Here is a 21,285-nt window from a genome sequence, read left to right on the forward strand (position 1 = left end):
CGCGGGTGCGAAAATCGAATGGAACCCTGATACCGTTCGTTACGAACAATACGGTTTTCTTTTTCGCGCCACAAAAAATCTGATTTATCGCAATGGCTTTGTCTGGAGACGATTTTTTTAAGATCAATAGCGAGTTTATATCACTGGGGAGTGAATTTATTCTCGTGTCCAAATAAAGACATAGTTACTGGGAGCATTTTTAAAACATTGATGTCTGTCTGGCGTTGATCATACAACTCCATGAATACACCAATGTGGGTAGACTACATTTACACTAGGTCGCGAATGAAGGTTGTCAAATTGCAACATGCAGAGCAACTGCGGGAACTTCGAGCTCAAAGCCTGATAGTCCGGGTGGCATGTTCGTGGTGAAGTTGACGGTCGTTGCGGCTGGGGTGCTTGTGCTGATTGTGGGGGCCGCTTGTGGTCCGTTCGGTAGCATCAGAGAGCAGGCTTACCGATTAAATTCCACTGTGGCCGCATTGGCTCGGGATTGGACGATTTGCCCCAACGATTCGTATTCGTCGTGCGGGATGCGTTCCGCTGGCCCTGTGATCGTGAAGGCGGCGATCGCGATGCCATTTCGATCTCGAATCGGAGCTGCGATGCAGCGAATGCCTGTCACTCCTTCTTCACGGTCAATCGCATAGCCGCATTGACGGATCAGATTCAATTCGTTGAGAAACGCACGTTTTGACGTAATCGTTTGAGGAGTGAAACGTTTGAAACGAATCCGGTTGACCAGATCCTCGCGCTCATTTTCCGGTAAAAACGCGGCGATGGCTTTTCCGGGAGCACAACTGTAGCACGGGGCACGGGCACCGATCTCCGCGGAATACTTGAAGGCATGCCGCGCCAGCAACTGTTCAATGATCACGATCTCTGTATCGATCAGACAGCAGAGTTGTGTGGTCTCGCCGGTCATGTCGCGCAGTTCCCGCATCGGACCAATCGCACATTCCGATAGAGGGCGGTCCTGAACGCTGGGAGGGATCAACTGCAGGAAACGGTTCGTGAGGTAAAACTTTTTCGTCGCCAGGTCGCGCGAGACATAACCCATCTCTTCCAGCGCTTTTCCAATCCGTAACAGCGAGGCCTGCGGAATTGAAAGTTGTTCACTGAGTTCGCTGAGTGTGCAGCCATGCGAATGTTTTGCCAGATATTCGAGCAAGGCAATGCCCCGCTGCAAGCTGGGAGAGGCGGCTGCATCAGTTTTCGGAATTGTTCGGGGGACGCTCATTGTTGTTGACTTCATATATGAAATAGGTTTCAATAGTGAAATATGGTATGAGGCCAAGACACGTGTGTCAACCTCATCAGCATGGAATTGATAATCAGCGATAATGCAATACTCCTTTCAAATCGAACGGCAGCAGAAAGAAACTTGCTATGCGCGCAGGCGAAAAACTTTGGATGGTTTTGACGGTGGTTCTTTGGCTGAATTTTGCCGAGATCGCTTCGGCAGAACAGCGCTTTCAAAATAAAGCAACGCAACAGGCCGACTTTGACCACGTGATTGCTCCGTTAATTGCAGCTCGTTGCCTGGACTGTCATGCGGGCCTGGATCCCAAAGCCGGTTTCGATTTTTCGCGTCGAGCGGCTGCGTTTCAAGGGGGAGAAGGTGGTCCTGCACTGCAAGCGGGCAAGCCCGATGAAAGTTTGATCTGGCAGTACATCGAGTCAGATGAGATGCCTCCCGAACATCCACTCTCTGCAGATGAGAAGCAGTTGTTCAAACACTGGATCGAGGCCGGGGCACCGTGGGGCACCGATCCCATTGATCCATTCAGCAAAACAACTAAGAAGCGAGGCGGCTACGACTGGTGGTCGCTGCAGCCGTTGCGAGAGGTTACTGTTCCTCAGGTCCCAGACAAACAGGGGGTTCGCAATCCGATTGATGCGTTTGTACTGGCGCGGTTGCAGGAGCATAGCCTGCAACCCCAGTCCCGCGCTGATCGCAGAACCTTAATTCGTCGTCTCTATTACTCGGCCATCGGTTTGCCTCCCGAGCCGGAAGAAGTCGAAGCGTTCGTGAACAATTCCGCGCCAGATGCCTATGAAAAACTGGTCGATCATTTGCTGGCGTCGCCGCATTACGGGGAACACTGGGCACGACACTGGCTGGACGTGGTTCGCTTTGGGGAGAGTAATGGTTTTGAACGGGATCAGCCTCGCACGAATGCCTGGCATTATCGGAACTGGGTGATTCAGGCGTTCAATCGAGATTTGCCCTACGATCAATTTGTACGGATGCAACTGGCCGGCGATATGCTGGAGCCCGACAACCCACAGGCAGTCATCGCGACCGGTTTTCTCGTCGCCGGCGCACATAATACCGTTATCCCAGCCATTAAGGAGATGCGGGAAACGATGCGTCAGGATGAACTGGAAGATAAAATTGGAGTGGTCAGCCAGACGTTTCTCGGTTTGACGGTCAATTGTGCCCGCTGTCATGATCACAAATTTGATCCGATCAGCCAGCAGGAATATTATCAGATCGCCGCTGCTTTAGCGGGCGTCGAGCATGGTGAACGTGATCTTCCCGATCCCCGGTATAAACAGACACAACAACAGTTAGCCGAACGCGGGAAGAAACTGCAGATGGTTCAGGCGACCCTCATTGAATTGGATACTCAGGCTCGTCAGCGTGTAATGGCCAGTCGCATCACGCAAGACAAAAGCGATGCACCAGTAACGATCTCATCTCCGGTTGCGGCCTGGGACTTTCAGAAAAGTATTCAGGATCAGGTGGGGGGCTTAAAAGGGACATTACTTGGTTCTGCGAAACAGACCAAGCAGGGGCTGGTGCTGGATGGAAATCAATCCTGCCTGAAAACCGAACCGCTGAAACAGCATTTGAAAGAAAAGACGCTCGAAGCCTGGGTGAAACTTTCAAACCTCGATCAACGTGGCGGAGGTGTGATGAGCGTGCAGACGGTAGACGGAGTTCTGTTCGATGCGATTGTCTTTGGTGAGCAGCAACCGGGGCACTGGCTGTCAGGCAGCAATAATTTCAGCAGAACAAAATCGTTTCAGGGAGTACCGGAACAAGACGCCGCTGAAAAAGAAGTGCAGATTGCAATCGTCTATCACGCCGACGGAAAAATCGCCGCGTATCGCAATGGGACGCCGTATGGGATCGCTTACCAGTCACAACAGCTACAGCCATTCTCTGTTGGGAAAACAGAAGTTTTATTTGGCTTACGACATGGGTCGCCGGGCGGAAATCGTCTGTTGAAAGGGATCATCAGCAAAGCCCGCCTGTATGACCGAGCCTTGACGCCCGAGGAAATACAAGCATCCGGGAAATGGGGGGGCACGTTTTTTTCGGAAGCAGAACTGGTGGCGGCATTGTCCAAACCCGAACAGATTCAGCGACAAACATTGCTCGAAGAGCGGAAGACACTGCAGGCAGAAATCACGCGTCTGCAGGCGATTCAACCAACGAAAGTGTATGCGGCGCTTTCTCGGAATCCGGGGGTTTCTCATTTGCTGCGGCGGGGAAGTGTAAGTGCGCCAGCGGGCGTGGTGAAGCCGGGAGGGCTGAGCGCGATCAAAGGGGTGAAGGGCGATCTGGGATTGGCGGCTGACAGCCCGGATCGAGACCGGCGTATTCAATTTGCGAGTTGGGTGACCGATTCCAAAAATCCGCTGTTTGCCCGCGTGATGGTGAATCGGGTCTGGCACTATCATTTCGGACAGGGGCTGGTGAATACACCGAATGATTTTGGGTTTAACGGCGGGCGGTGCACTCATCCTGAATTGCTCGACTGGTTGGCGGTTCAGCTGATACGTGAAAACTGGAGCCTGAAATCATTGCATCGCCTGATTCTGTTGTCGGCGACGTTTCAACAAGCTTCCGAACCGAAACCGGACGCGTTGAAAGTTGACGCCGACAATCGATGGCTGTGGCGGAAAAGCCCGCAGCGAATCGAAGCTGAATCCATTCGTGATTCGATTCTGAAAGTGGCTGGCCAGCTCAATCCTGAAGTCGGCGGGCAGGGATATCAGGATGTGAAATCGTATTTCTTCAAAGGGACCCAGTTTTATGAACCGCTGGATCCGGTTGGCAAAGAATTCAATCGCCGGTCGATTTATCGGTTTTCTGCGCGAGGCGGGCGACATCCCTTATTGGAAATATTTGATTGTCCAGATCCTTCAACGACGACTCCTGATCGAGCCTCTACAACGACGCCGCTCCAGGCACTCTCATTAATGAATGCCTCATTTGTATTACGCATGTCGGACCTGATGGCTGAACGCGTACAGCAACGGGCTGGCTCGGAAAGCCAGCAGCAGGTTGATGAACTGTTTTTGCTGGCGTTCCAACGGCATCCCCAACCACAAGAGGCGAAGCTGGCGCGAGACTTTCTGGAGCAGCATGGCCTGTCTGCGTTGTGCCGCGTGATTATGAATAGCAATGAATTTTTATATGTGAATTGATACTGTTATGACGTTTCCACTTCATCAAAATTCGAACGCCGGTTCTGTCTGTGATGCTGATAGCATGTCGCGTCGGGATTTCTTTTCCTGGGCGAAAACCGGGCTGGCAGGAACCGCATTGATGGATTTACTGCTGAAGCAGAATCCACTCAGCGCGGCGGTACCGGGTAAAACTTCACCGGGTAAAACTTCACAAATGGGGACGCATTTTCCTCCCCGTGTGAAACGAGTGATTCATGTCTGCCTGATTGGGGGATTAAGTCACCTGGATTCGTTTGACTATAAGCCGGCACTCAAAAAGCTGCATGGCAAAGTCATGCCGACCGAAAAAACGCCGGAAACGTTTTTTGGCCAGGTCGGATTGCTGCGCAAGAACGATTTTGAATTCCGGCAACGTGGAAAGAGCGGTCTCTGGATTTCTGAACTGTTTCCGCACATCGCGGCGCAGGCAGATGAGTTAACGCTGATTCGTTCCATGAAAGCCGATTCTGCGAATCACACGCCCGCTACGTTTCAGGAGAATACCGGCTTTCGATTGAACGGGTTCCCGGTACTGGGGGCATGGCTCTCGTATGGCTTAGGTTGTGAAACCGATGAGCTGCCGTCGTATGTTGTGTTACCCGATGTCCGCGGCTATCCGGCTGCGGGCACGATTAACTGGTCGAACGGGTTTCTGCCGGCCTTGCATCAGGGAGTGCCATTCCAGAGTGAAGGGCCGGCGATCCGCGATCTGTTTCCCGGTCGTAAGATTTCAAAATTAACTGAAGTCGCCAGCCGAAAACTCTTAAATCAATTCAATCAGAGTCACCTCGAACGAACGGGAGCGAACAGTGATCTGGTAGCCCGGATTCGCAGCCACGAGCTGGCAGCCAAAATGCAGTTGGCCGTACCCAAAGTGACTGATCTATCGGGAGAGACGGCTGCCACGAAATCCCTATATGGCTTCGATGCTGAAGAGACGGCGCCGTTTGCTCGAAATTGTCTGTTGGCGCGGCGGTTACTGGAACAAGGGGTGCGGTTTGTGCAGCTCTTTTCGGGAGGCTCGTTTGGTTCACCGCGGATTAACTGGGATGGGCACGAAGATGTTAAAGGCAATCACCTCCGCGAAGCAACCCGCATTGATCAACCGATTGCCGGTCTACTCAAAGATTTGAGGCAGCGGGGCATGCTGGACGATACGCTGGTTCTGTTTTCAACGGAATTCGGACGCACTCCATTTACCCAATCCGCCTCAAATACGGTGGGAACGGGGCGTGACCATAATATGAACGGCTTTTCCGTCTGGATGGCAGGAGGCGGTCTCAAGCACGGAATCGATTATGGTGCGACCGATGAGTTCGGCTGGAAATCGGTCGAACAGACTGTCGCCTGGCACGATTATCATGCAACGGTGCTGCATTTATTGGGCGTTGATCACACGCGCCTGACGTATTACCACAATGGAATCGAACGCCGTCTGACGAATGTGCACGGGGAAGTGATTCACGATATTCTCGCTTAATACTCATCAGTCCGTGTTGATTCACAGCCTGACTGCCGGAATTTTTCAAGAACGCAATTTGTGCGCATAGACGAATTGTCTAGAATAGCTATAGTGTGTGCATAATCAAAATCGAGGGGGGCGCTGACTTCTGTCCGATTGGTATTAACGTCCGGTCTATAAAATTAGTGTGATGAATACATTACAGAACCCAGAAAAGAAAACAGAGCCCAAACGGGTACTGATTATCGGTGGTGGTTTTGCTGGCTTGAATGCGGCATTGGAACTGGGCGGCGTTCAGGGAGTCGAAATCACTCTGGTTGACCGTCATAACTACCATCTGTTTCAACCGCTCTTGTATCAGGTTGCGATGGCCGGACTTAGTCCCGCAGACATTGCCACACCGATTCGCAGCCTGCTCTCAACCTATCGCAATACCACCGTCCTGTTAGGGGAAGCAGAATCGATTGATCTGCCCGGTCAAAAAGTCAAATTCGATTTTGGTGAATTGCCCTTTGATTATCTGGTGTTGGCCTGCGGCGCGACGCACAGTTACTTCGGTCACAACGAGTGGGAACAATACGCGCCCGGTTTGAAAAACATCTCGCAGGCTACGGAAATTCGCAAACGTGTGCTGTCTGCGTTTGAACACGCAGAACGGATTACCGATTCTGATGAGCAAAAGAAACATCTGACGTATGTGATTGTGGGCGGTGGTCCGACAGGAGTGGAACTGGCGGGCGCTATTGGCGAGATGAGCCGGTTTACACTGTCCAAGGACTTTCGCCGGATCAATCCCAGTCATACGCGGGTGATTCTGGTCGAAGCCGGGCCGCGGATTTTGCCGATGTTTTCCGAGCAACAGTCCAATCGGGCGGCCCGCGATCTGGAGAATCTGGGTGTCCAGATCTGGACTTCTTCTATGGTGACTAACATCACTGAAGAAGGGGTTGAACTGGGAGATGAGCGGATTCGTGCTGCCACTGTGCTCTGGGCTGCAGGGGTCGAAGCGTCTCCGCTGGGGAAATCGGGGGGCATGCATGTGGATAATCGCGGCCGCGTGATTGTGGAACCAGATTTGAGTCTGCAGGGTTATGAAAATGTGTTTGTCGCCGGTGATCAGGCCAGTTACACACATCAGACTGGGAAACCGTTGCCGGGAACCGCGCCGGTGGCGTTGCAGCAGGGAAAGTTTATCGGAAAAACGATTCGCGAGGAATTGAGTGGTAAGCCGCGCAGTAAGTTTCATTTTCGTGATAAAGGGCAGATGGCGACCATTGGTCGCAGCCGAGGGATTGTAGAAATAGGACGGTTCAAATTATCCGGGTTCATTGCCTGGGTGGTCTGGCTGGTCGTGCACATATTCTATCTGACCGGGTTTAAAAACCGGGTGCTGGTTGTGATGCAATGGGGCTGGTCCTATCTCAGTTTCCGCCGCGGGGCACGTTTGATTGTGGGCCGGGAATGGGATCCGCCGACAGATCAGAAGCCTAAACCGGAGCCTGAGGATCAAGACGTTCCTGTTTCCTCCGAGCATTAAAACGCGAAACAATGCCGAAAGTTTCGTTACGCCGAAACGGCTTCAACGTGCAATAAAATGATCGACTTTTCGAATCTGTTCTATAGAGACACTCTCGATACAGGCTTGAATCGCCCGCTCGGACCGCTTCCCCCAATATCGCCAGTCGCCAAATTTCAGATCGAAGATGCGATTCCAGGAGTCATTCATCATTTTATGAGTGGATTTTCCTGCCTTGAGCAATTCTTCGTGTTCATGAGACTCGCTTTTGTTTCCGGCAAGAAAGTCCTGATTTAAAACCGCATGCCACATCGAAAAATTTGATAAGAGAACCTGTTCCTGGTCAACTTCCAGCTCGACTCGAACTCCTGGTGTGCCTCTGGGAAAATGCCCGCTCCAGCGTAAGTCTGGTCTGCGATGTTTTTCAAAAAATTTGTACCAGGCAAACGTGGGGCACCGGTCGGGGTTGGTTCCAATCCGGTCAGCCATTTGTTGCGAGAGCCATTTGTAGTGTGGTTTAAAGTCATGATCTACACGCGTGTATGAGGCAAACTTTTTCTTCTTCGACATCAGATCCGCTAACCAACCCTCTGTTTGTATGGTCCATAATTGCATCAGCAGAACCTTCTCAGATCGTTTCGAAAGGTTATCGGACTTCCTCTTCCGGTGGAATGGGGCGGCCGTGCGGGTCCTGGTCGGTGTCGAGGGTGTCTTCGTTCAATTTTTCACGTAGTTGACGGTCGGTAAAGTGTTCCAGTTTTTCGGCCTGTTTGTGAATGTTTTCGGCTGTCATACCCGCATGTTCGACCAGGTAGTGTTCCCACAGGCGATGCGAGCGGACAAGTTGGCGTGCCATGTCGCGGCCGGTTTCCATTAATTCATAGTCCCCGTTTGTGTCTGCGATCAGCCCCTGTTTCGTGAGATAGCGGAGTGAGAGCCTGGTTGGGACAGATCGTGAGAACAGAATTTCTCGCAGGTAGTTTGCATCTGGTTTTTGCTGAGGATCACGTTCTTCAATGCGGTACATAAGTGCGATGATATCTTCGGCGAGAATTTTCCAGGCAAGAATCTGCCGACGGACAAAGATGATGATGATGCCGTGCCGGGGACCAAACAGAGCAGCTACTACGAACAGCAGGCCAGCGGAGACAGCCATCATGCCAGCGGTGGATGTGCTGTGATAGCCAAACCAGTGGGGAACAGTGATGGCGCCGATGTGTCCGGTGACCGCGGCGATGATCGCCAGGATAACGCTGAGTACGATCATGCGGCCCAGTCGATCAGTCAACATATATGCGGCTGCCGGCGGTACGACAAACATCGCCACAACCAGAATATTTCCCACCGTTTCAAAACTGGCGACCGCTGTGATAGCCACCAATGTCATTAAGGTATAGTGGATAATGGTTGCGTTAAAGCCGGTGGTGGTGGCGAGCGCTGGATCAAACGAACTGAGTTTGAGTTCTTTGAGAAAGCAGATTACGAACAGCAGGTTGATCAACAACACCACAGAAAGCACGGCAACGACGCGCGGAATTTCCCAGCCGGCAATCAGAATGGTGTCGAGAGGCGTGAGTTCGATCGCCCCATATAAGACGCAGCCCGGATCAAGGTCAACGTGGTCGGCGGCTTGTACGATCATTACCAGACCCAAAGCGAACAGTGAGGTAAAGACGACCCCCATGGAGGCGCCTTCATCAACTTTGCCGAAACTCCGAATCCATTCTGTAAACAGTGCGGTCAAGATCCCGGCGATCACGGCGCCCACAAACATGGGTAAGCTGCTGCGGCTGTCGCTGATCATAAACGCTGCCGCCAAGCCGGGGAGAATCGCATGCGTGATCGCATCTCCCAGCATGCTCATTTTTCGCAGGACGAGAAAATTGCCCAGCAGTGCCGTTGAGGTCGCACATAAAATGCCGGCGACAATGATCCAGCCATCCAGAAACCAGTTCCAGTTTTCCAGTCCCCCCATCAGGTTGCCCTCCGGGGACCAGACTGGCGTCCGTTGGTTTTTTCCTGCTGGATTTCAATGGCGTGCGGGCTCTGCAGGACTCCTGCCGTCGACTGCCGCACGAGCAGCGTTTCTAATTCTGCGATGACTTCCGGTTCTAAAACGTGTTCGATGGTGTCAGCATCCTGATCGACTTTACTTGCAGCGACGTCGGCGTATGTGATTAAATACAGTTCCCACAAACGATGTTCGTGAACAATACGCGTTGCTTCCAGAAGACCGGCTTTGGTCAGTCGTATCTGGTCTTCCTGAAGTGCTACAATCAGCTGTTTCCTCTGTGCCCGTCTGACAATTTTTTTCAGCTTGGCTGGTGACCAGCTCCGCATTTGAAGTAGCGTGGACATGGGGACGAACGTGGATTCTGCTGGTTGCTTTTCTTCGAGTAGTCCCCGCGCTTCGAGAGTTTCATAAAGGCCGCGTAGCAGGTGTTGTCGATTTACGGTTGTATTCAACTCATGCCGACGCAGTTTGCGGATCAGGATGCCGCGGGGAATGCCGAAGACCATACTGAAGAGAAACATGGCGGTCGCGACGAGAACAATCATCGCCCCCGAAGGAAGGTTGGGGAAGATGGCACTCATCGCCGAGCCGATCATGCCGCTGAGCGCTCCCAGGACGATGGCTACGAGTGACATATAGGCCATCTTTTCTGTCCAGAAACGGGCTGCTGCGGGTGGGATGACTAACAGAGAAATCATCAGGATCAGTCCGACCGCCTGCAGACCGATGATGGTGACGACGACGACCAGGCCCATTAAGAGCATGTCCAGCAACACTACCGGAAAGCCGCGCGCGTTGGCGAAGCCTTCATCAAAACAGAGCAGCGTCAGTTCTTTATATAGTAGGATGGAAATCAGCATGCAGGTCAGTCCTGCGGAACCGATGAGCCAGGCATCGCTGGCAACCATCGAGGCAGTCTTCCCGTAAATAAACGATTCGAGCCCGGCGGCGTGACCAGTCTGCATTTGTTGCACGATACCCAGTAGCGCGATTCCGGCTCCAAAAAAGACACTGAGCACAATTCCCAATGCGGCGTCTTCTTTTAAACGGGTGAGGTTGCGAATCAGCAGAATTCCCGCGATTCCGAGCAAGCCACTGACGGCGGCTCCCGCTAGCAGGATCGGCAGCGATTTGCCATTCAGCCCCAAAGAGGTGGCGATGATAAAGGCGATGGCGATGCCGGGGAGTGTGGCGTGGCTGAGTGCGTCTCCCATTAAGGCCCGCTTGCGTAATAATGCGAAGCTGCCAATCATGCCGGCTGACATACCGAGCAGTGTGGTGCCGAGGATGACAATGCGCGTGTTGTAATCTTGCAACAGGAACACGCGTTTCCAGTCGTTCCATTCCGGGACCGTGATGCTGCGATCCGTGATGGATTGTTGAGTTTGAATTTCTCTGGCACCTTCAGCCGCAAAGACGAGACAGGGCGGCCAGAGGCATGCGCAGAGCAACACCAGCGCGAACGCCCTCATAGAGATTGCTCCCGGCGTCGCATGGTTTCGGTGGCTTCTTCGAGTAGCGTCAGTCGTCCTCCATAGGTTTTCTGAAGATTCTCCGGAGTGAAGACGTCTGCCGTCAGTCCATGATCGATGACTCGCATGTTGAGCAGTATTACATAGTCAAAGTATTCGGGGACCGTCTGCAGGTCGTGGTGAATGACCAGCGCGGTTTTCCCGTCCTGTTTCATTTCCTGCAGGATTTTCACGATGGCTTTTTCGGTGGCGGCATCGACGGCGGCGAACGGTTCGTCCATCAGATACAGGTCGGCGTTCTGAACCAGAGCGCGGGCCAGAAAGGTGCGCTGCTGCTGTCCACCGGAAAGCTGGCTGATTTGTCGATGGGCATAGTCGGCGATTCCCACGCGTTCGAGTGCTTCCATGGCGCGGGTGCGGTGTTTTTTGCGTACGGGAAGACACCAGCCGATTTCTTTGTAAAGCCCCATTGTCACGACATCAAGGGCATCCACGGGGAAATCCCAGTCAACACTTTCACGTTGGGGCACATATCCGACGCGCTGTCGATTCTTCTGATATGGTTTGCCGAAGATCTGGACTCGTCCCGAAGCTTTGGGGATCAGGCCCATGATGGCTTTGATCAAGGTGCTTTTGCCAGCCCCATTCGGTCCGACGATTCCGACGAGTTTGCCCGGGGGGATGTCAAAGCTCACGTCCCAGATCACGGGTTTGCGATGGTAGGCCACCGTTAAGTCATACACCGAGAGCGGGGTTGCTGTGGATGAGAATTCAGAGGGTGTATCTGCAGCGACGCTTTCTCTTGTGTTCATAAGTCCGGTTTTACTTCATCAAATGATTGAGCGAAATAAATTCCTCTTAAGTATAGCAGTTCAAATGGAATTGCGCAGCCTGTTAACGTTTATCGCCTGTTTTAATCAGCGGGTGAGTTTGTCCTGCATCCCTTTTTCAGGCGCTGTTCCTCCCAGGGCACGTGCGGAGATGGTGAAATTATGATCCAACATGCCAATATAGGTGCCTTCATACGTACCTGTTGCGCCCATTGCATCGGAAAACAGTTCGCCGCCGATAATGATGTCGTGGCCTTGTGCTTTGACGCCGTCAATCAGTGCGGTGATATTCTTTTTGGAGACACTGCTTTCGACAAAGACTGCTTTGATGTTTTTCTTCACCAGCATGTCGACAAGTTGATTAATGCGTTTCAGCCCTGCTTCCGATTCGGTTGAGATGCCCTGCACGCCTTGGACATCCAGCCCGTAAGCACGACCAAAATAATTGAAGGCGTCGTGAGACGTGATCAAGGTGCGACTCGCTTCCGGAATCGATTGCATGGTTTTCAAGCCGTACTGATGCAGCTGTTCCAGCTCTGTTTTATATTCTGCGGCATTTTTCTGATAGGCGTCGGCATGTTTGGGGTCGACTTCACACAGGGCATCTTTGACGGCAGCGACACATTGAGACCAGGCGGACACGTCCATCCAGACGTGGGGGTCATAGTGTCCGTTGAAGTCTTCCGGTTCGAGTAACGTTGTTTTATCAATCAGTTCTGTGACTGCAAACACCGGCTTGTTACGAGAGACTTTGATCAGAGTATCTGTCATTTTGCCCTCCAGCATCAACCCAGAGTAAAAGACAATATCGGCATTCATAATAGTTTGCACATCGTCGCGGCTGGCTTTGTGCATGTGGGGATCGACTCCCGAACCCATGATTTGCGTGACAGTCACATATTCGCGACCGACATTCTTGACGAGGTCTGCCACCATACCGACGGTTGCCGCGACCGGTATGGGGTAGTTGAGCTGTGTGCCTGATTGCTGCTGATCGGTTGTATTATCGCGTGAAGAGCCATCCTTTGCCTGGCAGCCGGCTAGAAAACTCAATAACAGGGTGAAAGCGAACAGCCTTCTCATTCATCGTCTCCCATCAGAGGGCAGTAGAGAACCGGTTAAATGTAGCCTTGGCTACACTTTGTTTTATTCTATCAGAGTCTGACCTGGTGTCAACTCTAGAGGGTTTTGTGAGCTCAGGGTTTCAGGTGGCGATCGAAGAATCCGATGACGGTGGGCCTGAGATCTTGTTGTTTCGGCTGCAGGTGGAAACTGTGAGGAGCGCCCTCAATAATCAGCAATTCCACGGGGATGTTGCCTTGTTTCAGAGCGGCCGCCAGAAGTTCGGATTGTTCTACGGGAACCAGCGCATCTTTGGTACCATGCAGAATGAGGAACGGGGGATCATCTTTGGTGATGTGGCTCACCGCGGACGCCTGTCGACTGAGTTCTTTTTCTATCTCTGAAAACGAGGAGAGCATATCGCGTGACTTCGCCAGTGCAATCAGGTCATGCGCTCCATACATGGGGACGACGGCTTGAATGCGTGAGGAGAAGCCGGCGTAGGGTTCCTGGGGTTCGAGTTTCGGATCATCGCCGGTGACAGCCAGCATGGCGACCAGATGACCACCGGCAGAGCCGCCAATAGCGCCGATGTGTTTGGTGTCGATCTGGTATTGGTCGGCATGTTTTCTCAAAAAACGGACGGCGGTTTTGCAGTCCTGCAGATGGCCGGGCCAGACTTGTTTCAAGTTATCCGTAAACTTTGATTGTTTCTTTGCCAGTTGATAATTAATGCTGGCACAGACGTAACCCGCTTTTGCCAGATTGGTACCGATGTTGATTTCTCTGCGGGCTGCTTTGTCTCCGCCGTGCCAGCCGCCGCCGTGAATGATGATGACCGCGGGGTAAGGGCCTTGCTGAAATTTTGGATCGGGCAAATACAGATCGAGCTTTTCAGTGCGTCCTTTACCCAGGTAGCTGACGTCTTTTTTTACCGTGACGTGAGAGAGTTCCTGTTTCACACGCTCGCTGGGTTCGATGAACTGTACCCGTTCCGAACCAGCCAGTGCGACGATAGCTTTGATGTCAAACTCTTTGAGCAGTCCGAAGCAGAACAGTTCAGGGGCCTGGCTGACGGGTTTGTCCTGTTCGAGAATTTCCTTGAGAGAGCCATAGGAATCCTGCAGACTGACGCCGGTGATTGCTGCGGGTTCAAGGGCGGCCGCAACGAGTGTGAACAGGCTACTACGGGGGCCCACTGCCTGAATCTGTATAGCAGTCTGTTCTTGATCTTGCTTTAACCAGCGGGCGATGCCGGCGAGTTGACCGGCTTGGATGCCTAGTGGTCTTTCTCCCACGGTGGCGACCAGCAGTCCATAGAGGAAGTCACGCTGGCTGATTTTGGATTCCCCGAAGTAAAACGGATCGACGGCGAGTACATTTTCTCCCTGCGAGAGAAGTATTTCTACGGTTGCCGCGAGACTCTGGCGGCCGGCGTCGGCGACGACGATGGTTGTTGATTTCGAAGGCTTGCGTGAAAACTGGACAGCGGGGACGGTCCAGTCGTTGTCGACTTTCAGCTTCCAGAATTTGATGGTTGTACTGTCTGCTGTTTTCTGGCTGACTTCAGTCCCGGTGAGCTTCGTCTGTGTGGAATGCACGATTTTTTTAAGCGACGCTCGTCGACTTTGGGAAGAGGCGTTCTTCGCGGGGCGGGGCAGGTTCTGGCTGAGTTTCAGCGCCAGGCTGTGAAAGTCAGCGTTGTTGGCAGGGAGTTCCACTTTGAGCTCGTCAGCAGTAAAGAGTTCGTCTTCACACGCGATTTCTTTGACCGGCAGCGGTTTGCCCGGTTGGGAGAAATGAGCTGAGAGCATGCGGTAGAGGGCTTCGCGATTGTCTTTGAGAAAATTATGGGTGCCGGGGTCGTCGTTGATGTGTTTCTGCAGGTTGTCTTCTTTATCGTATAATTTATAAATGGGAAATGCTGCTTTGAGCAGTGGTGGCTGGGCATATCCCGATTCGAAGCAGCAGTTGTCTTTGGAGTTGTTGGTCAGCAGAGTGGGACGCGGGGCCCGCATCGCGGTGAGGTGTGTATAGTCGGCGTAGAGGGCGAGGTCATTGGGCGTCTGTTCGGAATCGCCGAGGTCCTTGGTGTGATAGACGCGGGTCAGGAAGCTCGAATAACCGGCAACGGGATTCGAGAGCGTAACCCGTTCATCAAGGGAACTGATGAAGATCGTCTGCCAGCCACCGCCGGACAGACCGGTGACTGCGACGCGGTTTGGGTCAGCGTTCGGATGCGAAAGCAGGACGTCGAGTCCTTTTTTCATCGCGAGGTAAAACGGCGCCAGCCCACTCGTGCCACATAAGTCGAGCTGATTCATTTTGTAATGCGTGAACCCGGGAGTATTGAGCTGCCCCATGCCCAGCCATTCGACATTGAGTGCCAGCATGCCCCGCTTTGCCTGATTGATACAGCGAATCTGTTTGTAGTCAGCCGCTTTGCCATCTTTGCGATCATGGCCGTTGACGTTCATTACTACGGGGACTTTGCCCGACAGCTCGTTGGGAATATAGAGCAGGGCGGGCACCCATAAGCCGGGTAGTGCTTCATATCGCAACTTCTGGATTTTATATCCGGGACCGCCTGTGATGGTTTCGAGCCAGACGACGTTCAGTTTGGAGTCGCGCCATTTGGCGGCTTCGCCGCGATAGACGACTTTATTCAACACATCCTGCCGGATCCGGTCGGCTGTTTTTTTCCACTCGGCCACACTGCTGACTTCGGGCATGCCGGGAACTTTGGGGGCGATGAAAGCCTGCACCTCTTTCCAGGGTAGATCTTTTTCCAGGATCGGCTCTGCCAGCCAGGCTTTCAGATCGGGTTCGGCTGCAGTCACCGTCGTAAGGGACAGGGCAATCAGGCAGCAGAATACGAGGGGACGGTACATTAGTTGGCTGGGCATGGAAGGAACTCCCGTTGTTTTCAGGTGGGATCAGGAATGCAGGTGCTTTTCATTCTGAGAGAACTGTGCTGGTAACGCAAGTTCGTATCTCAAATTCACGAAATGTCACTCACAAATGCAGCGACCTGAACGTTCAGGAAGTCGTTCTCTTTCCGCAACAAATCAGCGCAATGACCGCGCTTACGAAATTCCGGCGAGAGTTCGCAGTCCGTCATTGGGACTAGTGCTTTGTCAAGCTAGAAATTGAGGGTTGGGGGTGTTGTTTACGTGCTCCGTTGTCGCACTCTCGTAATATCGATCAACCCCCAAATTAAACATGACACTCCACTAGGTGCGCTGCAGCAGTCCTGTAAAGCTTACTTAGTGAGCTCCAAATCGTTATTCGTGGCGGTCGGGTTGACCGTTGCCTTCAATTTCGTTGCCGTCGGGCTTGAGTACCTGGGGGGCAGCAGTTGACGCGCTCCTTTTTCTTCTGCTTCGGCATCGGAAATTTCTCCTTCGATCGGGGAGCCATCGGGCATGACCAGCTTTGTGATGTAGACACGATAGTTGGCAGGTACGGCTCCTTGTGATTTTTCTGGTGAATACCCTGATACCGGCGTTCGCAGGTTGTATTTGCCTGTCTCATCAGTGAAGCCAAATGCCAGCTCTGCACCGGTCGCACCTGCTTCTGGCAGATAGGTTACCAGCACGCTTGGGACCGGCTCTCCGTCAAGTGTCACCGAACCGGTGACCGGAACGAGTTTTGAAAGAATTTCTGGTTCCTTAGCCGATGATCCGCAGCCTGATGTAATCATCAGGCAACCAGCCAGTAAAATGAACCGAAGTTGAGCAGCACGTAAAAATGTCATCGAAATACCTTTGAAGTCTCAATAAGAAATCATCGCGATCGCCCTGGAATCGGTGGAAGCCGAGGTCAGAGCGATCATGTGACGAGAGTAATAATCGGAGTGTCTCACCATTCCCCGAGAGGATTTCCATCTGCAATCCGGTCCAGATTGTCTCGGATGCTTTTGGCAGTACTATCGCTCAAGAAACGGACTGCGCCATCGCCGAGGAGTACGTGAACCCCGCCCACATGATGGCTTCCCACTGAGCCCCAGTCTCCCAGCCAGGGAGCGAAATCTTTGTTACCACCCGGATAGCTACCGCTGTTTCGATCCGTTCGGTTGGGATTTGTAAATCCCAATGTCAATCCAACCTGTGTATATCCTCGTCCTCCCCAGTTGGCATTCGCACCATTTCCACAACAGGCTTTACGGGTTTCCGCCATCATCGCCGTGTTTGAAAGGCCATCTGTGACATCGCGGGGCCGACACTTACTGCCGTCTTCGAACATGGTTCGAGTGGATGCAGGCCGGGTAGTCCAGTTATTGCATTGGTAATAGGAAAGTCGATAGACAATAAAGTCATAGCTGGTTCTATGTTCGTTGGAACCGTTGGGTAACATATAGCTGGCACTAGCGGGGATACCCAGTGGACCCGGATCAGAGGGGCAGCTGTAAATCTCCATTTTCCGGTTGACGAGGGCGGAGTTAAAGTTAGCATTTCCACCCGGTAAAGGGGAACCGGAAGCCGCGCCATAATCATCAAAAGCCAAGCTGAAGTTAAGCTGATTATACAGGGTACTCTGATCCAGAAACGGGAGTAACAGAACTAATCCACTTCCATTCAGAGTCATAGGAGAAGGAACGGGGGCAGGAGATCCGGTGTAGGTGCAAAGCCCTTTTGCTACTGAACTGGGAGGTAAAACACTATGTGTCTCCAGATAATTGTGAAGACCCAGTCCGATTTGTTTCAGTTTGTTCTTACACTCCGATCGCCGGGCGGCTTCGCGTGCCTGTTGTACGGCAGGGAGCAAGAGGGCAATCAGAATGGCAATGATGGCGATTACCACCAGCAATTCAATGAGGGTAAAACCGTGTTTGCGCTTGTTTGAATTTCTCACTATGCATATTCCTGATAATGAAGAGAACAGAAAGAATTAGAATATTTAGTAAAGTTTGTAAATCAATGAAAAAGATCGCACAATATATAAAGCGATGTCAATGTTAAAATAAGGAGAGAATCTGGCAGGATCTTAGGGGGTGATAGACCACGCAAGTTAAGGTGGTTTAGTCAATTGCAATTGCTGTGCCTATGAATTGTGAAAAAGAACAATTCATATCAGACAATGCGGTATCATGTTGTTACAGAATAGTTTATGGATGGCAATGTGTCCTGGTAATATCTTTTGTTGAAAGCAAGATCAGTAGGCGTGGTTTTGTTTGTGCAGTGGGGGTATGCCAATAGAATAGGCAACTTGCTCGAATTCGCTGATGTGATATCAGGGCGCAGCAGTGCCCCGGGTGGTCTGACCTGATCGTTTCCGTTTCCGTTTGTATCAATTCGTGATTGTGACAGGCTTTGCGAAAAACCAGAGGGGCAGGTGTGTGTCAGGGTGGCTCAGGAAATTTTGCCCAGTTCCATCGAACGATTTGTCGCAGCCGCAACCGCATTCATCAGGCTGTTGCGGAGTCCGCCTGCTTCCAAGGCATGAATGCCTGCGATGGTGGTGCCTCCGGGACTGGTGACGGCGTCTTTGAGTGCGCCGGGGTGTTCGCCGGTTTCAAGCACCATTTCGGCGGCACCTTTGACGGTTTGCGCGGCCAGTTGGGTGGCGATGTGGCGGGGAAGCCCCATGCGGACACCACCATCGCTGAGTGCTTCGATCACCTGGTAAATGTAGGCGGGGCCGCTGCCTGATAAGCCGGTGACGGCGTCGAGCAGAGATTCGGGAACTTCGACCGCAGTGCCAACGGTCGACAGGAGTGACTCGACTAGACTGGCGTCTGTTTCCGAAGCCTGTCCACCACGTGCAAAGGCCGAGGCGCCTTGTTTAACCAGACAGGGGGTGTTGGGCATGACGCGGATCAGTCGTTTTGTCTTGCCCAGTATTTCGACAAACAGGGAAAGGGGGCAGCCAGCCGCGATGGAGACCAGCAGTTGCTGATCGGTGAGTGTTCCTTTGATTTCCTCAAGTACCTCAGCGACGTGCTGTGGTTTCACCGAGAGAACAATGATTTCTGACTGTTCTACGACGGTTAGATTCGACTCGGCAGCCTGAGCGCCTGTTTCTCGGGCGAATGATTCTCTAGCTGCTTCGTAGGTATCGCTGGCGGAGACATGATCTGCTGTGGTAAAGCCGGACGAGATGAGACCGGCGGCCAGTGCGGTTGCCATACGACCAGCCCCGATGAAGCCGACTTTCACGTTTCTGTTGTCTGACATACGAATTTTGCTTTCTGATGCCTGTAGATGGTTTTCCAGTCTGAATTATACCGCCGAATTTCGTCCGTCCTTGAATTTTCAGGTAGATAGTCCCTGATAGCGGTGGCACAAACTGCTAGAATCTCATTATTGAAGGTCATGTTAATCAATAAATTGTAACACCAATGGTCAGAATGTGCATCAGAGTGCGTTTTGACGCTGTTTCACCATAATATAAGCTGATTGCGAGATGAAGATTGCTGGCTATAATAAGTCGGATACTGCAACAGGAAATGAAAGCCAAACGATAATGTCTGACTTGATTCCGCCTCCCATACGTGTGGGTGCGGTCTCCTATCTCAACTCGAAGCCTTTGATTGAAGATCTGGAAGATCTGGCTGACAATGCTGAACTGATGTTAGATTATCCCAGCCTGTTGGCCGATGATCTGGCAGCGGGGCGGATTGATGTCGGGTTGGTTCCCTCAATTGAGGTGATCCGGAATCCGGATTATGAAATCATATCGAACGCCTGTGTGGCAACACAGGGGCCGGTGTTGAGTGTGAAGATGTATAGTCGTGTTCCGTTGGGGCAGATCAAACGGCTGGCGCTCGATATGGGGTCGCGGACGAGTGCGACGCTGGTGCGAATTATGCTGGCCGAGCAATATGGTGTATTTCCTGAAGTGGAGCCACTGCCGATTGAGCAGACGATCGAAGCGACGACCGCCGATGCGATTTTATTGATCGGTGACCGTGCGATTCATACGCCGGAAACCCAATTTGTCGCGACGTGGGATCTGGGCGAAGAATGGTTACGTTGGACGGGTCTGCCTTTCGTGTTTGCGATGTGGGCTGTACGGCGAGATCAGGAGACTGGTACCTTAGAGACGGCGTTATGTCAGGCGCGTGATAAGGGAGTGATGCTCCTGGATGAAATCGCGCGACGAGAAGCGCCGAAGCTGGGCATTGACGTGGCGGTAGCCGAGAGTTATCTGAAGAATAATCTGAGTTTTTATCTGGGACCTGCGGAATGTTGCGGGTTACGTTTGTTTCAAGAATTAGCCATTAAAACGGGACTGGCTCCCGAGGGGGTTCCTCTTGTCTTCCGAAATTTCATCTCTGCTGGATAAAGCGGTCGCCGGCGAGCGTCTGAATCGAGAAGAGGGACTCAAATTAATGGAGTCTCACGATCTGGTGGCTTTAGGTAAAGCGGCCAACGAAGTCACGAAACGTCTGCACCCGGAACCTTACCGGACCTATAACATTGATCGGAATATCAACTATTCCAATTCCTGTACTGCAGTCTGTGATTTTTGTGCCTTTTATCGAAGTCCCAAAGACCCAGAAGTGTATGTGCTCAAGCCGGAGCAGTTGTATCAGAAAATTGAAGAGACGATTGCGTTAGGCGGCGATCAGATTCTGCTGCAGGGAGGCCTGCATCCGACGTTGAAGCTGGAGTGGTATGAAGACTTGCTTCGCGATCTGCGCGAACGCTATCCGACTGTGAATATTCATGGTTTCAGTCCTCCGGAAATTTATCATTTCACGAAACTCAACAATCTCTCTTTGCGAGAAGTACTGGAACGCCTGCAGGCGGCAGGTCTGGGCAGTCTTCCCGGTGGCGGCGGAGAAATTCTGGTTGATCGCGTCCGGAAAAAGATTACACGAGGAAAAGTGCTGACGGATGGCTGGTTGGAAGTCAATCGAGTCTGGCATGAACTGGGAGGCATCTCAAGCGCCACGATGATGTTTGGCCATGTGGAAACGCTGGCCGAACGAATCGAGCATCTGGATCGTTTACGCGAATTGCAGGATGAAACGAATGGTTTCTCTGCTTTCATCTGCTGGACGCTGCAGCCGGATCATACGGACATGGATTACGTACCTCCTGCGGGCGCGTTTGAGTATCTGAAAACGCAAGCAGTCAGCCGCCTGTATCTGGATAATTTCAAGAACATCCAGTCTTCCTGGGTGACGCAGGGTGAAAAGACGGGCCAAATGGCGCTGTTTTTCGGTGCGAACGATATGGGGAGTCTGATGATTGAGGAGAACGTGGTGTCACAAGCGGGAACCACGCATCAGCTGACGGTTGAAACAATTCGGCGTTGTATTACGGAATCGGGATATATTCCGCGGCAGCGGAATGTCTTTTACGACTATGTCGATGATCCTGATTCTAATGGTCCTGCCAAGGGTTCAGGTCACGTTCCTCTGCCGGTACTCAACTGAGAGAAAATCGGTCAGAGAAGCATCTCAAACAGGCCGATTCGCGGTGATAGGCTATGCTTGCTAGTAATAATAACATATA

Annotated in this window: 15 protein-coding genes; 5 read left to right on the forward strand and 10 right to left on the reverse strand. The window is 52.2% G+C overall.

Going from position 1 to position 21,285, the window contains the following annotated elements:
• Positions 1-454: 454 nt before the first annotated feature.
• Positions 455-1,240, reverse strand: coding sequence for an IclR family transcriptional regulator (locus tag AAC022_RS05525; protein ID WP_339728766.1), 786 nt, complete (start codon positions 1,238-1,240; stop codon positions 455-457).
• Between the two features lie 149 nt (positions 1,241-1,389).
• On the opposite strand from AAC022_RS05525, the gene AAC022_RS05530 reads away from it, so the two are divergent.
• The 3 genes from AAC022_RS05530 (at position 1,390) to AAC022_RS05540 (ending at position 7,463) form a co-directional block, all read left to right on the forward strand.
• Positions 1,390-4,443: a DUF1553 domain-containing protein gene (locus AAC022_RS05530; RefSeq protein ID WP_339728767.1), complete on the forward strand. Its 3,054-nt coding sequence runs from the start codon at positions 1,390-1,392 to the stop codon at positions 4,441-4,443.
• A 7-nt stretch (positions 4,444-4,450) separates the two neighbouring features.
• Positions 4,451-5,944 (forward strand): DUF1501 domain-containing protein, encoded by a 1,494-nt coding sequence (locus tag AAC022_RS05535; RefSeq protein ID WP_339728769.1) that lies wholly within the window; start codon positions 4,451-4,453, stop codon positions 5,942-5,944.
• Positions 5,945-6,116: 172 nt separating this feature from the next.
• Entirely contained in the window at positions 6,117-7,463 is a 1,347-nt protein-coding gene (locus tag AAC022_RS05540; protein WP_339728770.1) for an NAD(P)/FAD-dependent oxidoreductase, read from the forward strand.
• A 42-nt stretch (positions 7,464-7,505) separates the two neighbouring features.
• On the opposite strand, the gene AAC022_RS05545 is transcribed toward AAC022_RS05540, so the two are convergent.
• From AAC022_RS05545 to proC, 9 genes are all read right to left on the reverse strand, one after another.
• Positions 7,506-8,057, reverse strand: a complete 552-nt coding sequence (locus tag AAC022_RS05545) for a DUF3841 domain-containing protein (protein WP_339728773.1) — start codon at positions 8,055-8,057, stop codon at positions 7,506-7,508.
• 31 nt (positions 8,058-8,088) lie between these two features.
• A complete protein-coding gene (locus AAC022_RS05550) occupies positions 8,089-9,417 on the reverse strand; it encodes a metal ABC transporter permease (protein WP_339728775.1) in 1,329 nt (442 codons plus the stop codon).
• Positions 9,417-10,928 (reverse strand): iron chelate uptake ABC transporter family permease subunit, encoded by a 1,512-nt coding sequence (locus AAC022_RS05555; RefSeq protein WP_339728778.1) that lies wholly within the window; start codon positions 10,926-10,928, stop codon positions 9,417-9,419. The genes AAC022_RS05550 and AAC022_RS05555 overlap by 1 nt, the downstream gene beginning before the upstream one ends.
• A complete protein-coding gene (locus tag AAC022_RS05560; RefSeq protein WP_339728780.1) occupies positions 10,925-11,740 on the reverse strand; it encodes an ABC transporter ATP-binding protein in 816 nt (271 codons plus the stop codon). The genes AAC022_RS05555 and AAC022_RS05560 overlap by 4 nt, the downstream gene beginning before the upstream one ends.
• A gap of 105 nt (positions 11,741-11,845) precedes the next feature.
• Complete coding sequence (locus tag AAC022_RS05565) at positions 11,846-12,841, reverse strand: zinc ABC transporter substrate-binding protein (RefSeq protein WP_339728782.1); 996 nt, start codon at positions 12,839-12,841, stop codon at positions 11,846-11,848.
• A 113-nt stretch (positions 12,842-12,954) separates the two neighbouring features.
• Complete coding sequence (locus AAC022_RS05570; RefSeq protein WP_339728783.1) at positions 12,955-15,726, reverse strand: prolyl oligopeptidase family serine peptidase; 2,772 nt, start codon at positions 15,724-15,726, stop codon at positions 12,955-12,957.
• Positions 15,727-16,082: 356 nt separating this feature from the next.
• Entirely contained in the window at positions 16,083-16,577 is a 495-nt protein-coding gene (locus AAC022_RS05575; protein WP_339728784.1) for a hypothetical protein, read from the reverse strand.
• 104 nt (positions 16,578-16,681) lie between these two features.
• Positions 16,682-17,674: a DUF1559 domain-containing protein gene (locus tag AAC022_RS05580; RefSeq protein WP_339728786.1), complete on the reverse strand. Its 993-nt coding sequence runs from the start codon at positions 17,672-17,674 to the stop codon at positions 16,682-16,684.
• Between the two features lie 497 nt (positions 17,675-18,171).
• Positions 18,172-18,996, reverse strand: a complete 825-nt coding sequence (gene proC / locus AAC022_RS05585; RefSeq protein WP_339728789.1) for a pyrroline-5-carboxylate reductase — start codon at positions 18,994-18,996, stop codon at positions 18,172-18,174.
• A 289-nt stretch (positions 18,997-19,285) separates the two neighbouring features.
• Between proC and AAC022_RS05590 the strand changes: the two genes are divergently transcribed.
• Positions 19,286-20,107 carry a menaquinone biosynthesis protein gene (locus tag AAC022_RS05590; protein ID WP_339728791.1) on the forward strand — a complete coding sequence of 274 codons (822 nt, stop codon included), beginning with the start codon at positions 19,286-19,288 and terminating at the stop codon, positions 20,105-20,107.
• Entirely contained in the window at positions 20,076-21,206 is a 1,131-nt protein-coding gene (gene mqnC, locus AAC022_RS05595; RefSeq protein ID WP_339728792.1) for a cyclic dehypoxanthinyl futalosine synthase, read from the forward strand. The genes AAC022_RS05590 and mqnC overlap by 32 nt, the downstream gene beginning before the upstream one ends.
• Positions 21,207-21,285: the final 79 nt, after the last annotated feature.

This window comes from uncultured Gimesia sp. (assembly GCF_963976445.1).
Taxonomy (GTDB): domain Bacteria; phylum Planctomycetota; class Planctomycetia; order Planctomycetales; family Planctomycetaceae; genus Gimesia.

Bases quoted from the DNA above. Each gene is read 5' to 3' on its own strand.
- AAC022_RS05525 (WP_339728766.1), bottom strand. From the start codon at position 1,240: ATGAGCGTCCCCCGAACAATTCCGAAAACTGATGCAGCCGCCTCTCCC.
- AAC022_RS05530 (WP_339728767.1), top strand. From the start codon at position 1,390: ATGCGCGCAGGCGAAAAACTTTGGATGGTTTTGACGGTGGTTCTTTGG.
- AAC022_RS05535 (WP_339728769.1), top strand. From the start codon at position 4,451: ATGACGTTTCCACTTCATCAAAATTCGAACGCCGGTTCTGTCTGTGAT.
- AAC022_RS05540 (WP_339728770.1), top strand. From the start codon at position 6,117: ATGAATACATTACAGAACCCAGAAAAGAAAACAGAGCCCAAACGGGTA.
- AAC022_RS05545 (WP_339728773.1), bottom strand. From the start codon at position 8,057: ATGCAATTATGGACCATACAAACAGAGGGTTGGTTAGCGGATCTGATG.
- AAC022_RS05550 (WP_339728775.1), bottom strand. From the start codon at position 9,417: ATGGGGGGACTGGAAAACTGGAACTGGTTTCTGGATGGCTGGATCATT.
- AAC022_RS05555 (WP_339728778.1), bottom strand. From the start codon at position 10,928: ATGAGGGCGTTCGCGCTGGTGTTGCTCTGCGCATGCCTCTGGCCGCCC.
- AAC022_RS05560 (WP_339728780.1), bottom strand. From the start codon at position 11,740: ATGAACACAAGAGAAAGCGTCGCTGCAGATACACCCTCTGAATTCTCA.
- AAC022_RS05565 (WP_339728782.1), bottom strand. From the start codon at position 12,841: ATGAGAAGGCTGTTCGCTTTCACCCTGTTATTGAGTTTTCTAGCCGGC.
- AAC022_RS05570 (WP_339728783.1), bottom strand. From the start codon at position 15,726: ATGCCCAGCCAACTAATGTACCGTCCCCTCGTATTCTGCTGCCTGATT.
- AAC022_RS05575 (WP_339728784.1), bottom strand. From the start codon at position 16,577: ATGACATTTTTACGTGCTGCTCAACTTCGGTTCATTTTACTGGCTGGT.
- proC (WP_339728789.1), bottom strand. From the start codon at position 18,996: ATGTCAGACAACAGAAACGTGAAAGTCGGCTTCATCGGGGCTGGTCGT.
- AAC022_RS05590 (WP_339728791.1), top strand. From the start codon at position 19,286: ATGTCTGACTTGATTCCGCCTCCCATACGTGTGGGTGCGGTCTCCTAT.